Origin of the sequence: Streptomyces abikoensis (assembly GCF_014648775.1) — a bacterium.
GTDB classification, from domain to species: Bacteria; Actinomycetota; Actinomycetes; order Streptomycetales; family Streptomycetaceae; genus Streptomyces; species Streptomyces abikoensis.
The window spans coordinates 183,924-201,726 of record NZ_BMRT01000007.1; the positions used below are offsets into that span (position 1 = coordinate 183,924).

Genomic DNA, 17,803 nt, shown 5'->3' on the forward strand with positions numbered 1-17,803 from the left:
AAGGACCGGGCCGCACGGTGGCCCCATGTCCTCGAACGCCGCATCCGCATCCACCCTGCGGGCCGGACCACGGCAGTGGTTCGGCCTGGCCATCCTTCTGCTGCCCACCGCGCTGATGACCGTGGACCTGGGCGTGCTGTGGCTGGCGACGCCCTATCTGACCGCCGACATCCAGCCGTCCAGCAGCGAACTGCTGTGGATCACCGACATCTACGGGTTCCTCACGGCCGGAACCATGGTGATCATGGGCAACCTGGGGGACCGGATCGGTCGCCGCAGACTGCTGATGATCGGCGCGGTCGGCTTCGTCGTCGCCTCCCTGGTCGCCGCCTACGCCACCACTCCCGCGATGATGATCGTGGCCCGCGCGGTGCTGGGCGTCGCCGGCGCCGCGGTGCTGCCCTCCACCCTGTCGCTGATCAACCACATGTTCGCCGACCCGCGTCAGCGGGCCACGGCCATCGCCATGTGGGTCACCGCCCTGTCCGTGGGCCTGGCCATCGGCCCGGTGATCGGCGGCGTGCTGCTGGCCGCCTGGTGGTGGGGCTCGGTCTTCCTCATCGGCGTGCCGGTCATGCTGCTGGCGCTGGTGACGGCACCGGTGCTGCTGCCCGAGTACCGCGCCCCCGAGCCGGGCCGGCTGGACCTGGCCAGCGTGGTGCTGTTCCTGCTGGGCATCCTGCCGCTCGTCTACGCGGTCAAGAAGTTCGCCGAGTACGGCCTGGGCGCCCAGGTCGGGGTGTCCCTGCTGATCGGCGTGGTCTTCACCGTGCTGTTCGTCCGCCGGCAGCGCGGCCTGGAGACCCCCCTGCTGGACCTGCGGCTGTTCTCCGGCCGGGCCTTCACCGGCGCCCTGCTGACGCTGCTGCTGGGCATGACGGCCCTGAACGGCGTCGAGGTGCTCGTCCCCCAGTACCTGCAGTTCATCGCGGGCAGGTCGCCGCTGGAGGCGGGCCTGTGGCTGCTGCCCGGCGCCGCCGGGCTGGTCCTCGGCTCCCAGCTGACCCCCGTCCTGGCCCGCCGGGTGCGGCCCGCCTACGTGCTGATCGTGGGCACGCTGATCGCCGCCGTCGGCTGCTGGATGACCGCCCAGGTCGCCGGCGACGACTCCGGGGTCGTCCTCGCGTCGGTGTCGCTGTCCGTCGTCATGTTCGGCGTCGCGCCGATCAGCGTGCTGGGCACGGCGCTCGCAGTCGGCTCGGCCCCGCCCGAGAAGGCCGGCTCGGCCGCCGCGACCGGTCAGACCGCCTATGAGATCGGCCTCGCCATGGGCATCGCCGTCACCGGCAGCATCGCGGTGGCCGTCTACCGCGGCGACGTGGCGGACCGGGCCCCGGCGGGCGTGCCCGACGCGGCGGCCGACGCCGCCCGCGACACCATCGGCGGTGCCGCGGCGGCTGCCGAGGGCCTGCCGGACACCCTGGCGAGCGGCCTGCTGAAGGCGGCCCACTCCGCCTTCACCCACGGCTTCCACACCGCTGCCCTGGTCAGCGGCGGCTTCGCCCTGCTGACCGCCGTCATCGTCTTCGCCCTGCTGCGTCACATCCCCCCGATCTCCGCCGCCGAACCCGAGGCGGAGAGCGCGCCGGCCGACGCCGGCTCGCCGACCGCGGCCGCCCCCACGCACTGAGGCCGCCCCGCACTAGCGCTCCCCCCACGTACCGAGCCCGGCCGGACGCGTTCCGGCCACCGGGCCCTGCGTCGAACCGAGAGAGGTGCACGCCATGAACGCACAACCGGGAACCACCCAAGGACGGGCCGTCGTGCTCGGCGGGAGCATCGCGGGCCTCTTCGCCGCCCGTGTCCTGTCCGAGTCGTACGGAGAGGTGCTGGTCGTCGACCGCGACCGGCTGACCGGTGTGAAGGAGCCCCGGCGCGGGGTGCCCCAGGGCCGCCACGTCCACGGGCTGCTCTCCCGCGGCCAGCAGATCCTGGAGGGCCTCTTCCCGGGGCTGACCGACGAGCTGGCCGAGGACGGCGCGGCCCGGGGCGATGTCGGCCACGACGTGCGCTGGTACATGAACGGCGAGCGGCTGCGGCCCAACCGGTCCGGGCTCGTCGCCCTCACCTCCCGCAGGCCGTTCCTGGAGCGGCACGTCCGCGAGCGGGTACGGGCCCTGCCCGCCGTCACCTTCCTGGAGGAGTGCGACATCCTGCGCCTGCAGGCGTCGCCCGATCGCGGCCGCGTCACCGGCGTGTGGGTGCTCCGGCAGGCGCCCGGCAGCACGGAGGAGCTGCTGGAGGCCGACCTGATCGTCGACACCACCGGCCGCGGCTCGCGCACCCCGGCCTGGCTGGAGGAGCTGGGCTACCCCCGCGTCGAGGAGGCCAAGCACCGCATCGGCCTCGGCTACACCACCCGCCACTACCGGATCGGCCCCGACTTCTACGGGGACGACATGGCCGTCAACTCCGTCGCGTCGCCCTCGCTGCCGCGCGGACTGATCGTCAGCAAGGTCGACGGCGACCGCAGCGTCGTCACCGCCTACGGCATCCTCGGCGACCAGCCGCCCACCGACCCCGAGGGCTTCCTCGCCTTCGTCGAGTCCCTGGACGTGCCCGGCGTCCACGCCGCGCTCCTGGCCGCCGAGCCGCTCGACGAGCTGGTCGCCTACCGCTTCCCGGCCAACCTCCGCCGCCACTACGAGCGTCTGCCGCGCTTCCCCGAGGGCCTGCTGGTCATGGGCGACGCCGTGTGCAGCTTCAACCCCTCCTACGCCCAGGGCATGACCGTCTCGGCCCTGTCGGCCCTGGCGCTGCGCGACCACCTGGCGGAATCCGGCGGGCTGCCCGACCCCCTCGGCTACTTCAAGCGCCTGGCCGCCGACGCCATCGACGGCCCCTGGGCCATGTCCATCGGCGGGGACCTCGCCTTCCCCGGCGTGGAGGGCGAGCGCACCCCGGAGGTCCTTGCGGGCCACGCCCACCTGGCCCGCGTCCAGGCCGCCGCCGTCCACGACGAGGAGGTCTCCGAGGCGCTCACCCGCGTCATCGGCCTCGTCGACGGGCCGGACGCCCTGCTGGCACCCGCCCTCATGGCGGCGCTCGACCGCCACGACGGGCAAGCCGGCAGCTAGCCGCGTCCTCCCCCTTGTCACACCGTCCTTCCCACCAGACAGGCAGAACCATGCGGATCACCGTGAACGACCTGGTATTCGACGCCGATGTGAGCGGCCCCGAGGACGGCCGGCCGGTCCTGCTCCTCCACGGCTTCCCACAGAGCCGGAAGTCCTGGCTGGACGTCGTACCGCTGCTCAACGCCGCCGGACTGCGCACCATCGCCTTCGACCAGCGCGGCTACTCGGCCGGCGCCCGCCCCGCCGACGTGGCCGACTACACCCTGCCGAAGATCGCCGGGGACGCCCTCGGCGTCCTCGACGCGCTGGGCCTGGAGTCGGCCCACGTCGTCGGCCACGACTGGGGCGCCATCGTCGCCTGGCACCTGGCCGCCCGCCACCCCGGCCGCGTCCGCACCCTGACCGCCGTGGCCTTCCCCCACCTCGACGCCTACCAGCACGCCTTCCGCAACGACCCGGAGCAGAAGAAGAGTTCGGAGTACGTGGACTTCCTCACCGCGCCGGGCCGCGCGGAGGCGATGCTGGCGGACGGCGCGGTGGAACTGCGCAAGTGGTACCACGTGGTCGACACGGTGCTCACCGACGAGCAGATCGACCGGTACATGGCCCTCCACACCCGGCCCGGCACCCTCGACGCGGCCCTCAACTGGTACCGCGTGGGCACCCTCTTCGACGACAGCACCCCCATGGGCGACGTCCCCGTGCCCACCACGTTCATCTGGAGCGAGGCCGACCCGTCCGTCAGCACCCTCGCCGCCGAGCGGACCGCCGACCACGTCACCGGCCCCTACCGGCTGGTGACACTGCGGGACGCCTCGCACTGGCAGCCCGAGGAAGTACCGGAGACGGTCGCCGACGAGATCGTCCGCCTGGTGCAGGAGCACGACGTCGCCTGACCCGGCCCCCGCACGCACCACACCCCCCCCGTACCGAACGAACGACGGAAGAGAGAAACAAACATGAGTGGGCTCAGCGGCAAGACGGCACTGGTGACCGGAGCCAGCCGGGGCATCGGGCGCGCCGTCGCCGAACGCCTGGCGGCGGACGGAGCGCTCGTCGCCGTCCACTACGGCTCGAACGAGGCCGCCGCCAAGGAGACCGTGGCCGCCATCGAGGAGGCCGGCGGCCGGGCGTTCCCGCTCGGCGCGGTCCTCGGCGAGCCCGGCGACGCCGAGGCCCTGTGGGCGGCCTTCGACGAGCGCGTCGGGGAGTTCTCCGACCGGCCGGGCCTGGACATCCTGGTCAACAACGCGGGGATCCTCGTCGAGGGCGGCATCGCCGACGTCGACGAGGAGGGCTACGACCGGGTCTTCGCGGTGAACGCCAAGGCGCCGTTCTTCATCACCAAGCTCGGCCTGGAGCGGCTGCGGGACGGTGGCCGGATCGTCAACATCTCCTCCGGCGTCACCCGCGTCGCCTACCCGCCCATGACGGCCTACGCGGCGGCCAAGGGCGCCCTGAACACCCTCACGCTCACCCTGGCCCAGGCCCTCGGCTCCCGGAACATCACCGTCAACGCGGTGACCCCGGGCATCATCGAGACCGACCTCGCCCCCTACCTGGCCGACCCGGAGACCCGGAAGGTCATCGCCGGCTTCTCGGTCTTCGACCGCATCGGCCAGACGGGCGACGTCTCCGGGATCGTCGCCTTCCTCTCCTCCGCCGAGGCGGGCTGGATCACCGGCCAGATCATCGACGCCACCGGCGGCTGCGGGATCGGCATGTGAGCCGTCCCTCGCCGGATCCCACCCCCGTAGGGGCGCCCGTGTTCACGGGCGCCCCTACGGGCCGTGCGTCAGGGCTTGCGGATCGCCATGGAGTGGGTGAAGAGATTCTTCGGGTCCCACTTGGCCTTGACCGCCTGCAGCCGGCTGTAGTTGTCCTTGAAGTACAGCTGGTGCCACGGCACGCCCGAGTCGTTGATCGCCGGGTCGGCCATGTCGGCGTCCACGTAGTTGATGAACGCGCCGTCGTCCACCCCGCCCGGCCGCGGCACACCGCCCGTCGCCGCGTAAACGTCCCGGTAGAACTCGCGGATCCAGGCGAGGTGCTTGGCGTCCTCCGACGCCTCGTTCCACAGGCTCACGTAGAGCAGCTTGACGATCGAGTCCCGCTGCGCGACGGCGGTGTCGCCCGCGGCCACCTGGTTGATGCGGCCGCCGTAGCTGGACAGGACGACCAGGCCGCCCGGGTTGTCGTAGTCGGTGCGCGTCAGGTGCTTGTAGAACGCCTTGACCTGCGCGTCGGGGAACGTCTTGCGCAGGTACGCCGACTTGGCCTTCCAGCGGGCCGTGGTCCCGCCCACCCAGCCGGCCCACTGCGTCACGGCGTACAGCCACGGCACCCGCTTGCGGTCGCCGACCCGGTACGTCAGCCCGGTGCCCTCGTTGACCGCGGCCAGGAAGCCGTCGAGCAGCTTGTCCGCGTCCGGGACGGAGGCGTCGATCTGGGTGTTCATCGCGAACGACCCGGCCGAGCGGTGCTGCGGCGTCAGATGGCTGAACAGCGCCGCGTACGGGGTGCCCGGCGCCGAGTTCTTCTCGTGCCACTGGCTGAAGTTCTTCAGCAGGCGGGTGAACGCCGCCTCCGTCATCCCCTCCCACGACCAGGAGACCTCGGAGACCAGCAGCTCGGCGGGCGGCTTGGGCAGCAGGGCCGAGGGCTCGGTGCCGGTCGCGCCGGGCGAGCGGAACCAGTAGCAGGTGATGACACCGAAGTTGCCGCCACCGGCCCCCGTATGGGCCCACCACAGATCGCGGTTGGGATCGTCCGGCTCCCGGGTGGCCACCACCTTCCTCGCCTTGCCGGCCGCGTCCACCACGACGACCTCGACCGCGTAGAGATGGTCGACGATCAGCCCGTGCAGCCGCCCCAGCGGACCGTAGCCGCCACCCGCCACGTGCCCGCCCGCGCCCACCGTGGGGCAGGTGCCACCGGGCAGGGTCACGCCCCACCCCTTGAACAGCGCCCGGTACACGGTGCCCAGCGTCGCCCCCGGCTCCACGGCGAACGCCCGCCGGTCCCGGTCGAACGTCACCCCCGACATGCCCGACATGTCGATGACCACGCGTACTTCGGGCCGGGTCACGAAGTCCTCGTAGCAGTGCCCGCCGCTGCGCACGGCGACCGGCTGGCCCTTGTCCACCGCCTCCTGCACCACCTGGACCACCTGGTCGGCGGACCCCACCACCCGCACGGCGTCGGGGGTCCCCACCCAGCGCAGATTGACCCCCGAGACCAGGCTCGGATAGCGCGGATCCGCCTTCGTCACACTCAGCGCCGCGCTCTCCGCGACACCGCCGCCGGGTATGCGCACGGCCTCGGCGACCGTCTGGCCCCACACGGGCCCCACCGCCGCCGCCCCACCCGTCACGGCCGCGCCCTGGACGAATCGCCTACGGGACACACCTGTCATGGCCGTATACCTCCATCAGTTCCCTGAGAAAGTGGAAAACACATGATCTGCAGGGAATGTAGGGGATGCACCGGCATCAGGTGATCTATGCCGAGTCACCGGAAGGTCCGCCTTCGGTTACTTTGACCAGGATGCACGAAGACGCCGAAGTCAGGGCATGTGCTCGGGGATTGAGGGGCGACGAATGTGACCCGCGTCTCCCGCGAGGTCCTCGCCACGGGGATGCGACGGCATCCGCCGGACAACGCAGAAAACCCCGCCCGATCTGACGATCGAACGGGGTTTCCCGTCGGCCCCCATTCCGGTTCGGGAACCTTCTGTTGTGGACCTGAGGGGATTTGAACCCCTGACCCCCTCGATGCGAACGAGGTGCGCTACCGGACTGCGCCACAGGCCCTTGCAACGAGTGAAACTCTAGCACCCCCACCGCGCTGTTCGGAAATCCGCTCCCCTCGCCTCCGCTGGTCAGCGAGGGGGCGGCCCGCCGGCGTCACTCGTTGGCGGCGCGGGGGCGGTCGTCGTCGGCGTACTGGTCGAACAGCGGGGTGTGCCCGCGCTCGCGCCGGGGGCGGCGGGGACGGGCCGGGCGGCGGTCCTCGGCGGGCGGCCGGCGGTCCTCGGCCGGCTCGGCGGTGCTGGAGCGCGCCGAGCTCCAGGTGTCCGCCGGGCCGGCGCCGGTCGCCCGGGGGGCCACCGGCGCGGAGACGTACGTGGGCAGCGGGACGGGCACGGGCTCCCAGCCCTCGCCCGGGTCCCGGTCGCGCTGCTGGTCGACCCACTCGGCGTGGTCGGTCTGCTCCACCAGGGCGCGCCGGCCCGCGCTGCGCGCGGCGGCCGCGCCGCCCGCCGCCGGGGGCGCCGCGTGGTGGACAACGGTGTCAGTGTCGGCGGAGCCGTCCTCGGGGGGCGCGGCGTGGGAGCGCGCGCGGCCCTCGCGGAGGCGCTGGGCGGCCAGTTCGGCGCGACGCTGGTCCATGGTGAAGGCGAAGCGACGGCGCTCGTGGACGCGCAGGTAGCAGATGTACGCGCTCAGCAGCACGGCCGGGACGCCCGGCACCCACAGCAGCTCCAGACCGCCGACGCCCGCGACGACCGCGCCCAGGGTGAAGGCGAGGAAGAGCAGCACCGTGGTCCGGCGACGGCGGGCCAGCACCTTGGAGCGCCGGGCCCGCTCGGCCGCCGTCAGCGCGCCGGCCGGGGCGGCCCCGGCCGAAGGCGACGGGGACGGCGAGGAAGGGGCCGACGGTGCCGCGGGCGCCGCCGGGGGCGCCTGCGCGGCGTCCGGCCGCCCGGACGCGGGCGCGCCGAAGGACCGGACGTCGACCATTTCGGTCGCCGCGTCCGGTTCGGACGCCCGGGGCTCCGGCTCCCCGGCTTCCCCGGGGGCCGCCGCCTCGGCGGGGGCACGCCCCTCCAGGTCCTTGGCGTAACGGCGCTCCATGCCCGCCCGTCCGGACAGCAACCGGATGGCCGTGCTGAAGCGTTCCGTCGGACGGGCTTCATTGAGCTCGTCCTGCCTACGGAGCCACATCGGCACCAAGTAGGCGGCCCAGGCCCCGACGATGACTGCGTAGATCAGGCCGCTGCTGCTCACCCTTCACACGGTAGAGGGGTGTGCGCAGATGATTCCGCCAATTGGCGCGGTGTGTCGCACGATCCGGCTGATATCTCGAACTTTTTTTGTGATTGTTGAGATCGGAACCCTACGAATACCGTCAATTGACCGGTCAATTCGAACGTTTATTTTATTTCCGGGGAGAGTCCGGTCCCCGCGCCCGTCCCGCCCCTCGGCCGGGAGCGGTGCCAGCGGGTGAGCAGCCCCTCGGGGACCTCCTCGGCGGTCAGCGCGTAGACCAGGTGGTCGCGCCAGGCGCCGTCGATGTGGAGATAGCGGGGGCGCAGGCCCTCCTCGCGGAATCCCAGTTTCTCCACCACCCGGCGGCTGGGCAGATTCTCCGGCCGGATGCACACCTCCACGCGGTGCAGCCCGACCGCGCCGAAGCAGTGGTCGACCACCAGCGCCACGGCCGTGGGCATCACGCCCCGGCCGGCGACGGCCTCGTCCACCCAGTAGCCGATGTGGGCCGAGCACATCGAGCCCCAGGTGATCCCGGCCACGGTCAGCTGGCCGACGAGCTGGCCCCGGTACTCGATCACGAACGGCAGCATCCGCCCGGCGTGCGCCTCGGCCTTCAGATGGCGGACCATCTGCCGGTAGGTGGGGCGCTGGGCGACGGGCCCGCCGGGCGGCGGCGGGGGCACGGTGGCCTCCCAGGGGCGCAGCCAGTCGCGGTTGCGCCGGTTGACCTCGCGCCAGGCGCGCTGGTCGCGCAGCTTTATGGGGCGCAGGGCGACATCGCCGTCCGCCAGCTCGACCGGCCAGATGTTCATAGGGCGGCCGCGGGGTCTCTCGGGTGGTCACCACCGGGGTGGTCGCCGCCGGTCCCGTCACCACCGGGGTGGTCGCCGCCGTGGAGCTGGTCCACCGCGTGCCGGAGGAGCCGCTCCAGGACGGCCAGCCCGTCGCGTACGCCGCCCGTCGACCCGGGGAGGTTGACGATCAGCGTCCGTCCGGCCACCCCGGCCAGGCCCCGGGAGAGCGCGGCCGTGGGCACCTTGGCCAGGCCCTCGGCCCGGATGGCCTCGGGGATGCCGGGGACCTCGTAGTCCAGGACGCGGCGGGTGGCCTCGGGGGTGCGGTCGGTGGGGGAGATCCCGGTGCCGCCGGTGGTGACGACGGCGTCGTACCCGGCGGCGACGCCCGCGCGCAGGGCCCGCTCGACGGGCTCGCCGTCGGGTACGACCGAGGGCCCGTCGACGGCGAAGCCCATGGCTTCCAGCCCGGCCACGAGGAGGGGCCCGCCCCGGTCCTCGTACACGCCCGCCGAGGCCCGGTTGGAGGCGGTGACCACGAGGGCCCGGTACCGCTGCTTCGCGGGCGCCGTCACGCGCCGGCCTCCTGACGGACGTACGGGCCGGACTTGCCGCCCGTCTTCTCCTCCACCCGGATGTCGGTGATCACCGCGGCCTTGTCGACGGCCTTGACCATGTCGACGACCGTCAGGGCGGCCGTGGTCACGGCGGTGAGCGCCTCCATCTCCACCCCCGTCCGGTCCGTGGTCCGCACGGTGGCGAGGATCTCGACGGCCTCGTCGGTGACCGTCAGGTCGACCGTGACCCCGGAGAGGGCGAGCGGGTGGCAGAGGGGGATCAGCTCGGGCGTCCGCTTGGCGCCCATGATCCCGGCGATCCTGGCGGTGGCGAGGGCGTCGCCCTTGGGCAGCCCCTCGCCGCGCAGCAGTGCCACGACGCGCGGCGAGACCAGCACCCGGCCACTGGCCCGGGCGGCGCGCGCCGTGACCTCCTTGGCCGAGACGTCGACCATGCGGGCCGCGCCCGTGGCGTCGAGATGGGTGAGGTGCTCCTGGCCGCTGCTCATCGTTCTCCCGGTCCGGTCCCTGTGGGCAGCCACCGTACCCGGCGAGGCCGCCGATCAGTCGAGAAGGACGACCTCCACCTCGGCGCCCGGGTCCACGGACGTGGTGTCCTCGGGGACGACGATCAGGGCGTTGGCGTCGGCGAGGGCCTTGACCAGGTGGGAGCCGGCCCCGCCGACCGGTGTGACCTCGCCGTCCGCGTACCGGCCGCGCAGGAACTGCCGCTTCCCCGCCGGGGAGGATTTCACCCCGTCCGCGCACACCGCCCGTACCGTCTCGCGGTCGGCGGGCGGGAGCCCCATCAGGGCGCGCAGCGCGGGCCGGACGAAGAGCTCGAAGGAGACGTACGAGCTGACGGGGTTGCCCGGCAGCGCGAAGAGGGGGACGCGGTCGGGGCCGACGCGGCCGAAGCCCTGGGGCTTGCCGGGCTGCATGGCCAGCCGCCGGAAGGAGACCTTCCCCTCCGTGCCGGTCAGCCCGGTCAGGGCCTCCTTGACCACGTCGTACGCGCCGACGCTGACGCCGCCGCTGGTGACGACGGCGTCGGCGCGCACGAGCTGGTCCTCCAGGGTGGCGCGGAAGACCACGGGGTCGTCGTCGACGGCGCCGACGCGGTAGGCGAGGGCGCCGGCGTCCCGGGCGCAGGCGGTGAGCATGAAGCTGTTGGAGTCGTGGATGCGGCCCTCGCCCAGGGGCTCGCCGGGCGGCACGAGCTCGCTGCCGGTGGAGAGCACGACGACGCGGGGGCGGGGCCGGACGGTCACGGTGGCGCGGCCGATGGCCGCCAGCAGCCCGAGCTGGGCGGGTCCGAGGACGGTACCGGCCCGGGCGGCGATCTCCCCGGCGGCGACGTCGCTGCCGCGGTCGCGGATGTGGGCGCGGGCGGCGACGGGGCGGTGGACGCGGACCTCGCCGAAGCCGTCGCCGTCCTCGGGGGCGTCCTGCCCGGCGGGGGCCATCGTCGTGGCCGGGCCCTCGCCGCTCTCGCCGTCGGTCCACTCGACGGGGACGACGGCCTCGGCGCCGGGCGGCAGCGGGGCGCCCGTCATGATCCGCACGGCCTCGCCGGGACCCACGGGGGGCAGCTCGGCGCTGCCCGCCGCGATGTCGCCGACGACGGTGAGCACGGCGGGGAACTCCTCGCTCGCGCCCGCCACGTCGGCGGTCCGGACGGCGTAGCCGTCCATGGAACTGTTGTCGAAGGGGGGCAGGGCGGCGGGCACGACGACGTCCTCCACCAGCACACAGCCCTGCGCGTCCAGGAGTTGCAGCTCGATGGGCTCCAACGGGCGGATCTTCCCGAGGATGTCGTCGAGGTGCTCGTCCACGGACCAGATGCGGTCCCCTCCGGCGGCCGACCCGTCCGTCTCGCTGCTCAAGTCGCTACATCTCCTCGGTGACATAACTCCGGAGCCAGGCCCGGAAGTCCGGTCCCAGATCCTCGCGTTCGCATGCCAGTCTGACAATGGCACGCAGATAGTCACCTCGGTCGCCGGTGTCGTAGCGGCGGCCCTTGAAGACGACGCCGTGCACGGGCCCGCCGAGGCCGGGCTCGGCGGCCAGGGCCTGGAGGGCGTCGGTGAGCTGGATCTCGCCGCCGCGGCCGGGCTCGGTCTCGCGCAGCACGTCGAAGACGGCGGGGTCGAGGACGTAGCGGCCGATCACCGCGTAGTTGCTGGGCGCCTCGGCGAGGGCGGGCTTCTCGATCAGGCCGGTGACCTCGACGACGTCCTCGACGTCGGTGGGCTTGACGGCCGCGCAGCCGTACATCCCGATCTGCGCGGGGTCGACCTCCATCAGCGCGATCACACTGCCGCCGTGCCGGCGCTGGATGTCGACCATGCGCGAGAGCAGCGGGTCGCGCGCGTCGATCAGGTCGTCGCCGAGCAGTACGGCGAAGGGCTCGTCGCCCACGTGCGGGGCGGCGCACAGCACGGCGTGGCCCAGGCCCCGGGGGTCGCCCTGGCGCACGTAGTGCATGGTGGCGAGATCGCTGGACTCCTGGACCTTCGCGAGGCGGGAGGCGTCGCCCTTGCGCCGCAGGGCCTCCTCGAGCTCGTAATTGCGGTCGAAGTGGTCCTCGAGGGGCCGCTTGTTACGGCCTGTGATCATCAGGACGTCCGACAAACCCGCGTGAACCGCTTCCTCCACCACGTACTGGATCGCCGGCTTGTCGACGACCGGCAGCATCTCCTTGGGGGTGGCCTTGGTGGCCGGGAGAAAACGGGTTCCGAGCCCGGCGGCAGGGATGACAGCCTTGCTGATCCGAGGGCGCGATTGAGTCATGGGCCGAACACTAACCGTTGGGACTGAGCGGAAGATGTGACTCCGCCGAGTATGACCCCAGACAGGAGAATGCCGAAACCATGTGTGCGTCAGCAGAGGTCCCCCAGCCCGACAAGGCGGCGTTGCGGCGCGCCCTCCTGGCGGCGAGAGCCGGGCTGACCAGGGACGACGTCCGCGCGCACGAGGCCGGGCTGGGCCGGCGCGCCCTGGAGCTGCCGGAGCTGGCGCGGGCGCGGACGGTGGCGGCGTACGTGTCCGTCGGCACGGAGCCGGGCACCCGCGCGCTGCTGGACACGCTGCGTGACCGCGGGACGCGGGTGCTGCTGCCGGTGCTGCTGCCGGACAACGATCTCGACTGGGGGCTCTACCGGGGCCCGGAGCACCTCGTCCGGGCGGGGCGGGGCCTGCTGGAGCCCGACGGGGAGCGGCTCGGCCCCGAGGCCGTCACCGGCGCCGACGCCGTGCTGCTGCCCGGGCTCGCCGTGGACGGGCGCGGGCTGCGGCTGGGGCGGGGCGGCGGCTCGTACGACCGGGTGCTGGCCCGGCTGGACCGCGCGGGGGCCGATCCCGCGCGGATCGTGCTCCTCTACGACAACGAGGTGGTCGCGCGGGTCCCGGAGGAACCGCACGACCACCCCGTGCACGCGGTGATCACCCCTGCCGGGGTCCGCCGCTTCGGCTAGCGCCGAGCGCTACGGCTTGAGCGTCAGCACCGCGTCCTTGCTCTTCTCGACGGCTTCCTTGCCGAAAGCCCACGGCAGGAGCTCGCCCTTGGCCCACTTGTCCGTCTGGTCGTAGTAGTGGGCGTTGTAGGCGTGGCCGGAGGCGCCGGTGAGGTTGATCCAGCGGGACTTGTCGAGGTCGGCGAGGTTGACGACCATCCGCATGGACGGTACCCAGACGACCCCGTAGCCGCCCGCCGCGTTCCAGCCGGCGGCGTTGACCGCCGCCTCGCCGCCCGCGAGGTTCCAGGGGCCCCGGTTGAGCATCCACCGGACGATGCCGGGGCCCTCCTTGCCGAGGGTCTGGTTCTTCAGGTTCAGCTGGTGCAGCCGGCCCCAGCTCCACTGGGTGACGTCCTTGCCGAGCTTGGACGTCAGCTCCCAGCGGGCGTCGATCATGGCCTTGGCCAGCAGCTGGTCACGGTTGGCGGCACCCGGGTTCGCCCGCGTGCCGTTGGTCTTCCACCAGGCGTTGTCGGGCTTGTCGAGGATGTTGCGGACGACCTCGAACCAGCGGTCGCCACCGTCGGGCTGCGCGTTGTCGGGGTCGCGCTCGCCGCACTCGAGGACGAGGCGGGTGTTGCCGTCCAGGTCCTCCTGCGGGCCGGAGTCGTTCGCCGGGCGCACCCGCAGGCACTGGCCCTTGACCCGCAGCTCCTTGGGGAGCTTGTTGCCGAAGGCGAGCTTGAGGGTGTTGCGCCACACCGCGTTGAAGTAGGCGGCGGCCGCCGAGTCGGGCTCCTGGGTGTAGTCCCAGTCCTTCAGCAGCTTCTGCGCCTCGCGGACGTACTTCGTCTCGCGCTCGTTGGCGCCCTTGACGTCGATCTTGAGCAGGTAGGGCGTCAGCAGCTTGCCGATCTCGCTGCTGTTGTCCATCTGCATCTTCTGCATGTCCTCCGTCGAGATCTTCCCGCCGTCCTTGATCTTCGACTGGATCATGTCGTTTATCCGCTGGCTGCGGGCGCCGTAGCCCCAGTCCTGCGTCAGGAGGTACGGGTAGCTCTTGTCGGCGACGGCCTGGTTGGCGGTGACGATGTAGCCGCGCTTGGGGTTGTAGTCGTACGGCAGCGCGGACTGCGGCACGTAGTCGGTCCACTGGTAGGCCGGGTCCCAGCCGGGGGCGGGCAGCCGGCCGTCGGGCGTGGCGGGCTGCGCGCCGGGCTTGGCGCCGTCCTTGGCGTCGACCTTGCCGTCGCCGTTGACGTCGGTCTTCGGCTCACCGGTGGCGCCGCCCTGCGCGGGGGTGCCGTTGGCGCCGCCCGTGCCGTTCCGGCCGGTGGTGCCGGTCTGGCCCGTCTCGCCGCCCTTGGCCGCGTCGACGCCCGCCTTGCCGCGGACCGGGATGCGGCCCGGGGCCTGGTAGCCGATGTTGCCCTTGGTGTCGGCGTAGATCAGGTTCTGCGAGGGGACGTCGAAGTCGGCCGCGGCCTTGCGGAAGGCGGCCCAGTCGCCCGCCTGGTCCAGCGCGAACAGGGCGTCCATCGTCTTGCCCGGGTCCAGCGCGGTCCAGCGCAGCGCGACGGCGTAGCCCTCGGCGCGGTCCGGCGCCGGGTCCTGCACGGGCGCCTTCTCGCCGACCTTGACGAGCTCGTCGTTGCGGTCGGAGACGATCGGTCCGTTGTTGGTCTCGCGGACGGTGATCTCACGGCTCTTCTCGCCCGCGACCTTGATGGTCTCCTTGCGGGTGACGAAGGGCTTCTGCTTGCCGTCGTAGAGGTAGCTGTCGGCGGTGACCTTCTCCAGGTAGAGGTCGGAGACGTCGGCGCCGAGGTTGGTCATGCCCCAGGCGATGTCCTTGTTGTGGCCGATGACCACGCCGGGCATGCCCGCGAAGGTGTAGCCGGCCACGTCGAACGGGCACTGCTCGCCGGTGGTGTTGCAGTGGAGGCCCATCTGGTACCAGAGGGAGGGCATCTGCGGCGCGAGGTGCGGGTCGTTGGCCAGCAGCGGCTTTCCGGTCGTCGTGTACAGGCCGGAGACCACCCACGAGTTGGAGCCGATGCCGTTGCCGCTGGGGCCGAGCAGGGCCGGGATCTTCTCCAGGGAGCTCGACAGCGAGGCCAGACTGCCGCGCAGGCCGTTCGCCGCGCCCGCGCCCCCGGCGGTCGCCGGGTTCTGCGCGCCGGCGGCCTGGGTGCCACCGGTGGCGGCGCCCTTGGGGTCGAAGGTCTTGGTGCCGTCGACCGCGCCGCCCTCGACGATCGGCTTGTTCCGGTCGTACGGGTACGCCGGGTACAGCTCGTCGATCTGCTGGGGGGTCAGCCTCGAGGACGCCAGGGAGCGGTCGATCTCGTCCTTCATGTTGCCGCGCAGGTCCCAGGCCATCGCCTTGAGCCAGGCGACGGAGTCGACCGGGGTCCAGGGCTCGGGCTTGTAGTCGTGTCGGAACTCGAGGGCGGCGTACTCGACGGACAGCGACTTGCCCTTGTGGTCCTTCAGATAGGCGTTGACTCCGTCGGAGTAGGCCTGGAGCCACTTCTTGGTGGTCGCCGACAGCTTGGTGTCGTACTCCTGCTGCGCGACCTTGCGCCAGCCCATGGTGCGCAGGAAGGCGTCGGTCTCCACCTGGCCGGATCCGAACATCTCGGAGAGCCGTCCGGCCGTCAGATGACGGCGGACGTCCATCTCCCAGAAGCGGTCCTGCGCCTGGACGAAGCCCTGGGCGCGGAAGAGGTCCTCGGCCGTATCGGCGTAGACCTGGGGAATGCCGTGGTCGTCGCGGACGACCTTCACCTGACCGGACAGGCCCTTGAGCTGAAGGGTTCCGTCGGTCTCGGGGAAGGAGGCGCGAACGGTGCTGACGCTCCAGTACGCGCCGAAGGCGACGCCCGCCACGAGCAGCAGCACGGTGGTGATCACGAGCAGGCGGGCGCGTCGCCCCTTCTTCTTTTTGCCGGGGCCGTTCTTGTTGGCGGGCATCGCTGTCCTTAGAGGGGCAGATGGTCCTGGGAATGCTGGAAGCAACCATAGGCGCAGGGCGCGGGAGACCCGGACGCGGTGCCGTGCCGACGGCATCCGGCCAGGCGCGGCCGTGCCGAAGAGGCGTTAAGAACCCGTAAAATATTAGATGAGGAAATTAACTTCCTCTGGACGCATCCCCCATTGCCCCCGCCCTCGCGGCTCCCAGGACAGGAGGAACGTTTCGGCTCGCATCGTGAACATCCCGACGCCGTATGACGACGCCCGTGGAACACCTCGTGAAGGGACCGGCCCCTGACTGTCCACCACCTCAACGAACTCCTGCTGATCTGCTCGCTCGTGCTGCTCGTCGCGGTGGCGGCGGTCCGGATCTCCTCGCGCAGCGGGCTGCCCAGCCTGCTCCTCTACCTCGGCATGGGCGTCGCCATCGGCCAGGACGGCATCGGCGTCTCCTTCAACGACGTCGGCCTCACCCAGGTCATCGGCTACGCCGCGCTGGTCGTGATCCTCGCCGAGGGCGGTCTCGGCACGAAGTGGCACGAGATCAAGCCGGCGCTGCCCGCCGCGGCCGTGCTCTCCACCTTCGGTGTCGCGGTGAGCGTCGGTGTGACGGCCGCCGCCGCCCACTACCTGGCCGGCGTCGAATGGCGCCAGGCACTGATCATCGGCGCCGTGGTGTCCTCCACGGACGCGGCCGCCGTCTTCTCCGTCCTGCGGAACGTTCCGCTGCCCGGCCGGCTCACGGGTGTCCTGGAGGCCGAGTCCGGCTTCAACGACGCCCCCGTCGTCATCCTCGTCGTGGCCTTCTCGGCCGCCGGACCGGTCGACCACTGGTACCTGCTGCTGGGCAAGATCGCCCTGGAGCTGGTCATCGGCGCCGCCGCCGGCCTGCTGATAGGCATGGCGGGCGCCTACGGCCTGCGACACGTGGCCCTACCCGCCTCCGGCCTCTACCCGATCGCCGTCATGGCCATCGCCGTCACCGCCTACGCGGCCGGCGCGCTCGCCCACGGCTCGGGCTTCCTGGCCGTCTATCTCGCCGCCCTGATCCTCGGCAACGCCAAGCTGCCGCACTCGCCGGCCACCCGCGGCTTCGCCGAGGGGCTGGGCTGGATCGCCCAGATCGGCATGTTCGTCCTGCTGGGCCTGCTGGTCACCCCCCACGAGCTGGGCGACGACATCGTGCCCGCGCTGGTGGTGGGCCTGGTGCTCACGATGGTGGCCCGCCCGCTGTCCGTGTTCCTGAGCACGGCGCCCTTCGGGACGCCCTGGCAGGAGAAGGCGCTGCTGTCCTGGGCGGGGCTGCGCGGCGCGGTGCCCATCGTGCTGGCGACCATCCCCATGGTCGCCGGGGTCCCCGACAGCCGCCGGATCTTCAACATCGTCTTCGTGCTGGTGATCGTCTACACGCTGGTACAGGGCCCGACCCTGCCCTGGCTGGCCCGGCACCTGAAGCTGGGCGACGGCGACGAGGCCCGGGACCTGGGCATCGAGTCGGCGCCCCTGGAGCGGCTGCGCGGGCATCTGCTGTCGGTCTCCGTCCCCGACGGTTCGCGGATGCATGGCGTGGAGGTGAGCGAGCTGCGGCTGCCCGCCGGGGCCGCCGTCACCCTGGTCGTCCGCGACGGCGCGAGCTTCGTGCCGGGCCCCGCGACCGTCCTGCGCCACGGCGACGAGCTGCTGGTGGTGGCCACCGACCCGGTGCGCGACGCGACCGAGCGACGACTGCGCGCGGTCGGCGAGGGCGGCAAGCTGGCCGGCTGGCTGGGCGCGGCCCCCGAACCCCCGGAAAGTGCGGGGGCAAAGCGGCGAGCAAAGAAGGGTCTGGTGAAGAAGAGGTTGGTTAAGTAAGATATTCGACTATTCGCGTGCGTACCGGGAGTCCCCGGGAGTCCCTGAGGGGCCTCACACGTCACGCGTGCAGACCCGAAAACATCGAACCAACTC

At 72.2% G+C, this 17,803-nt stretch carries 14 protein-coding genes and 1 tRNA gene; 6 read left to right on the forward strand and 9 right to left on the reverse strand.

Annotation, left to right across the window (positions count from 1 at the left end):
* Window positions 1–25 precede the first annotated feature (25 nt).
* The 4 genes from IE096_RS22475 (at window position 26) to IE096_RS22490 (ending at window position 4,804) form a co-directional block, all read left to right on the forward strand.
* Window positions 26–1,630, forward strand: coding sequence for an MFS transporter (locus tag IE096_RS22475; RefSeq protein ID WP_189454541.1), 1,605 nt, complete (start codon window positions 26–28; stop codon window positions 1,628–1,630).
* Between the two features lie 94 nt (window positions 1,631–1,724).
* On the forward strand, window positions 1,725–3,077 hold the full coding sequence (locus IE096_RS22480; protein ID WP_189454543.1) for an FAD-dependent oxidoreductase: 1,353 nt from the start codon (window positions 1,725–1,727) through the stop codon (window positions 3,075–3,077).
* A 62-nt stretch (window positions 3,078–3,139) separates the two neighbouring features.
* On the forward strand, window positions 3,140–3,973 hold the full coding sequence (locus tag IE096_RS22485; RefSeq protein ID WP_229820510.1) for an alpha/beta fold hydrolase: 834 nt from the start codon (window positions 3,140–3,142) through the stop codon (window positions 3,971–3,973).
* 63 nt (window positions 3,974–4,036) lie between these two features.
* The gene (locus IE096_RS22490; RefSeq protein ID WP_189454547.1) at window positions 4,037–4,804 is read left to right on the forward strand and encodes an SDR family oxidoreductase; all 768 of its coding nucleotides are present in this window, start codon (window positions 4,037–4,039) and stop codon (window positions 4,802–4,804) included.
* A 68-nt stretch (window positions 4,805–4,872) separates the two neighbouring features.
* On the opposite strand, the gene IE096_RS22495 is transcribed toward IE096_RS22490, so the two are convergent.
* The 8 genes from IE096_RS22495 to galU form a co-directional block, all read right to left on the reverse strand.
* Entirely contained in the window at window positions 4,873–6,492 is a 1,620-nt protein-coding gene (locus IE096_RS22495) for an FAD-binding oxidoreductase (RefSeq protein ID WP_189454549.1), read from the reverse strand.
* Between the two features lie 323 nt (window positions 6,493–6,815).
* Window positions 6,816–6,889: transfer RNA gene (locus tag IE096_RS22500), tRNA-Ala, on the reverse strand.
* A 93-nt stretch (window positions 6,890–6,982) separates the two neighbouring features.
* Window positions 6,983–8,086 (reverse strand): divisome protein SepX/GlpR, encoded by a 1,104-nt coding sequence (gene sepX, locus IE096_RS22505; RefSeq protein ID WP_189454551.1) that lies wholly within the window; start codon window positions 8,084–8,086, stop codon window positions 6,983–6,985.
* A gap of 146 nt (window positions 8,087–8,232) precedes the next feature.
* Window positions 8,233–8,883 (reverse strand): GNAT family N-acetyltransferase, encoded by a 651-nt coding sequence (locus IE096_RS22510; RefSeq protein ID WP_189454553.1) that lies wholly within the window; start codon window positions 8,881–8,883, stop codon window positions 8,233–8,235.
* The gene (locus tag IE096_RS22515) at window positions 8,880–9,440 is read right to left on the reverse strand and encodes a MogA/MoaB family molybdenum cofactor biosynthesis protein (RefSeq protein ID WP_189454556.1); all 561 of its coding nucleotides are present in this window, start codon (window positions 9,438–9,440) and stop codon (window positions 8,880–8,882) included. The genes IE096_RS22510 and IE096_RS22515 overlap by 4 nt, the downstream gene beginning before the upstream one ends.
* The gene (gene moaC, locus IE096_RS22520) at window positions 9,437–9,931 is read right to left on the reverse strand and encodes a cyclic pyranopterin monophosphate synthase MoaC (RefSeq protein ID WP_189454558.1); all 495 of its coding nucleotides are present in this window, start codon (window positions 9,929–9,931) and stop codon (window positions 9,437–9,439) included. The genes IE096_RS22515 and moaC overlap by 4 nt, the downstream gene beginning before the upstream one ends.
* 54 nt (window positions 9,932–9,985) lie before the next feature.
* Window positions 9,986–11,332, reverse strand: a complete 1,347-nt coding sequence (gene glp, locus IE096_RS22525) for a molybdotransferase-like divisome protein Glp (RefSeq protein ID WP_189454560.1) — start codon at window positions 11,330–11,332, stop codon at window positions 9,986–9,988.
* Window positions 11,313–12,215 (reverse strand): UTP--glucose-1-phosphate uridylyltransferase GalU, encoded by a 903-nt coding sequence (gene galU / locus IE096_RS22530; protein ID WP_189454562.1) that lies wholly within the window; start codon window positions 12,213–12,215, stop codon window positions 11,313–11,315. Before galU ends, glp begins: the two co-directional genes overlap by 20 nt.
* A gap of 80 nt (window positions 12,216–12,295) precedes the next feature.
* Between galU and IE096_RS22535 the strand changes: the two genes are divergently transcribed.
* Entirely contained in the window at window positions 12,296–12,898 is a 603-nt protein-coding gene (locus IE096_RS22535) for a 5-formyltetrahydrofolate cyclo-ligase (RefSeq protein WP_189454564.1), read from the forward strand.
* Between the two features lie 9 nt (window positions 12,899–12,907).
* On the opposite strand, the gene IE096_RS22540 is transcribed toward IE096_RS22535, so the two are convergent.
* A complete protein-coding gene (locus IE096_RS22540) occupies window positions 12,908–15,856 on the reverse strand; it encodes a penicillin acylase family protein (protein WP_189454566.1) in 2,949 nt (982 codons plus the stop codon).
* A 339-nt stretch (window positions 15,857–16,195) separates the two neighbouring features.
* Here IE096_RS22540 and IE096_RS22545 point away from each other — a divergent pair, with 339 nt between their 5' ends.
* Complete coding sequence (locus tag IE096_RS22545; protein WP_229820514.1) at window positions 16,196–17,707, forward strand: potassium/proton antiporter; 1,512 nt, start codon at window positions 16,196–16,198, stop codon at window positions 17,705–17,707.
* Window positions 17,708–17,803 lie beyond the last annotated feature (96 nt).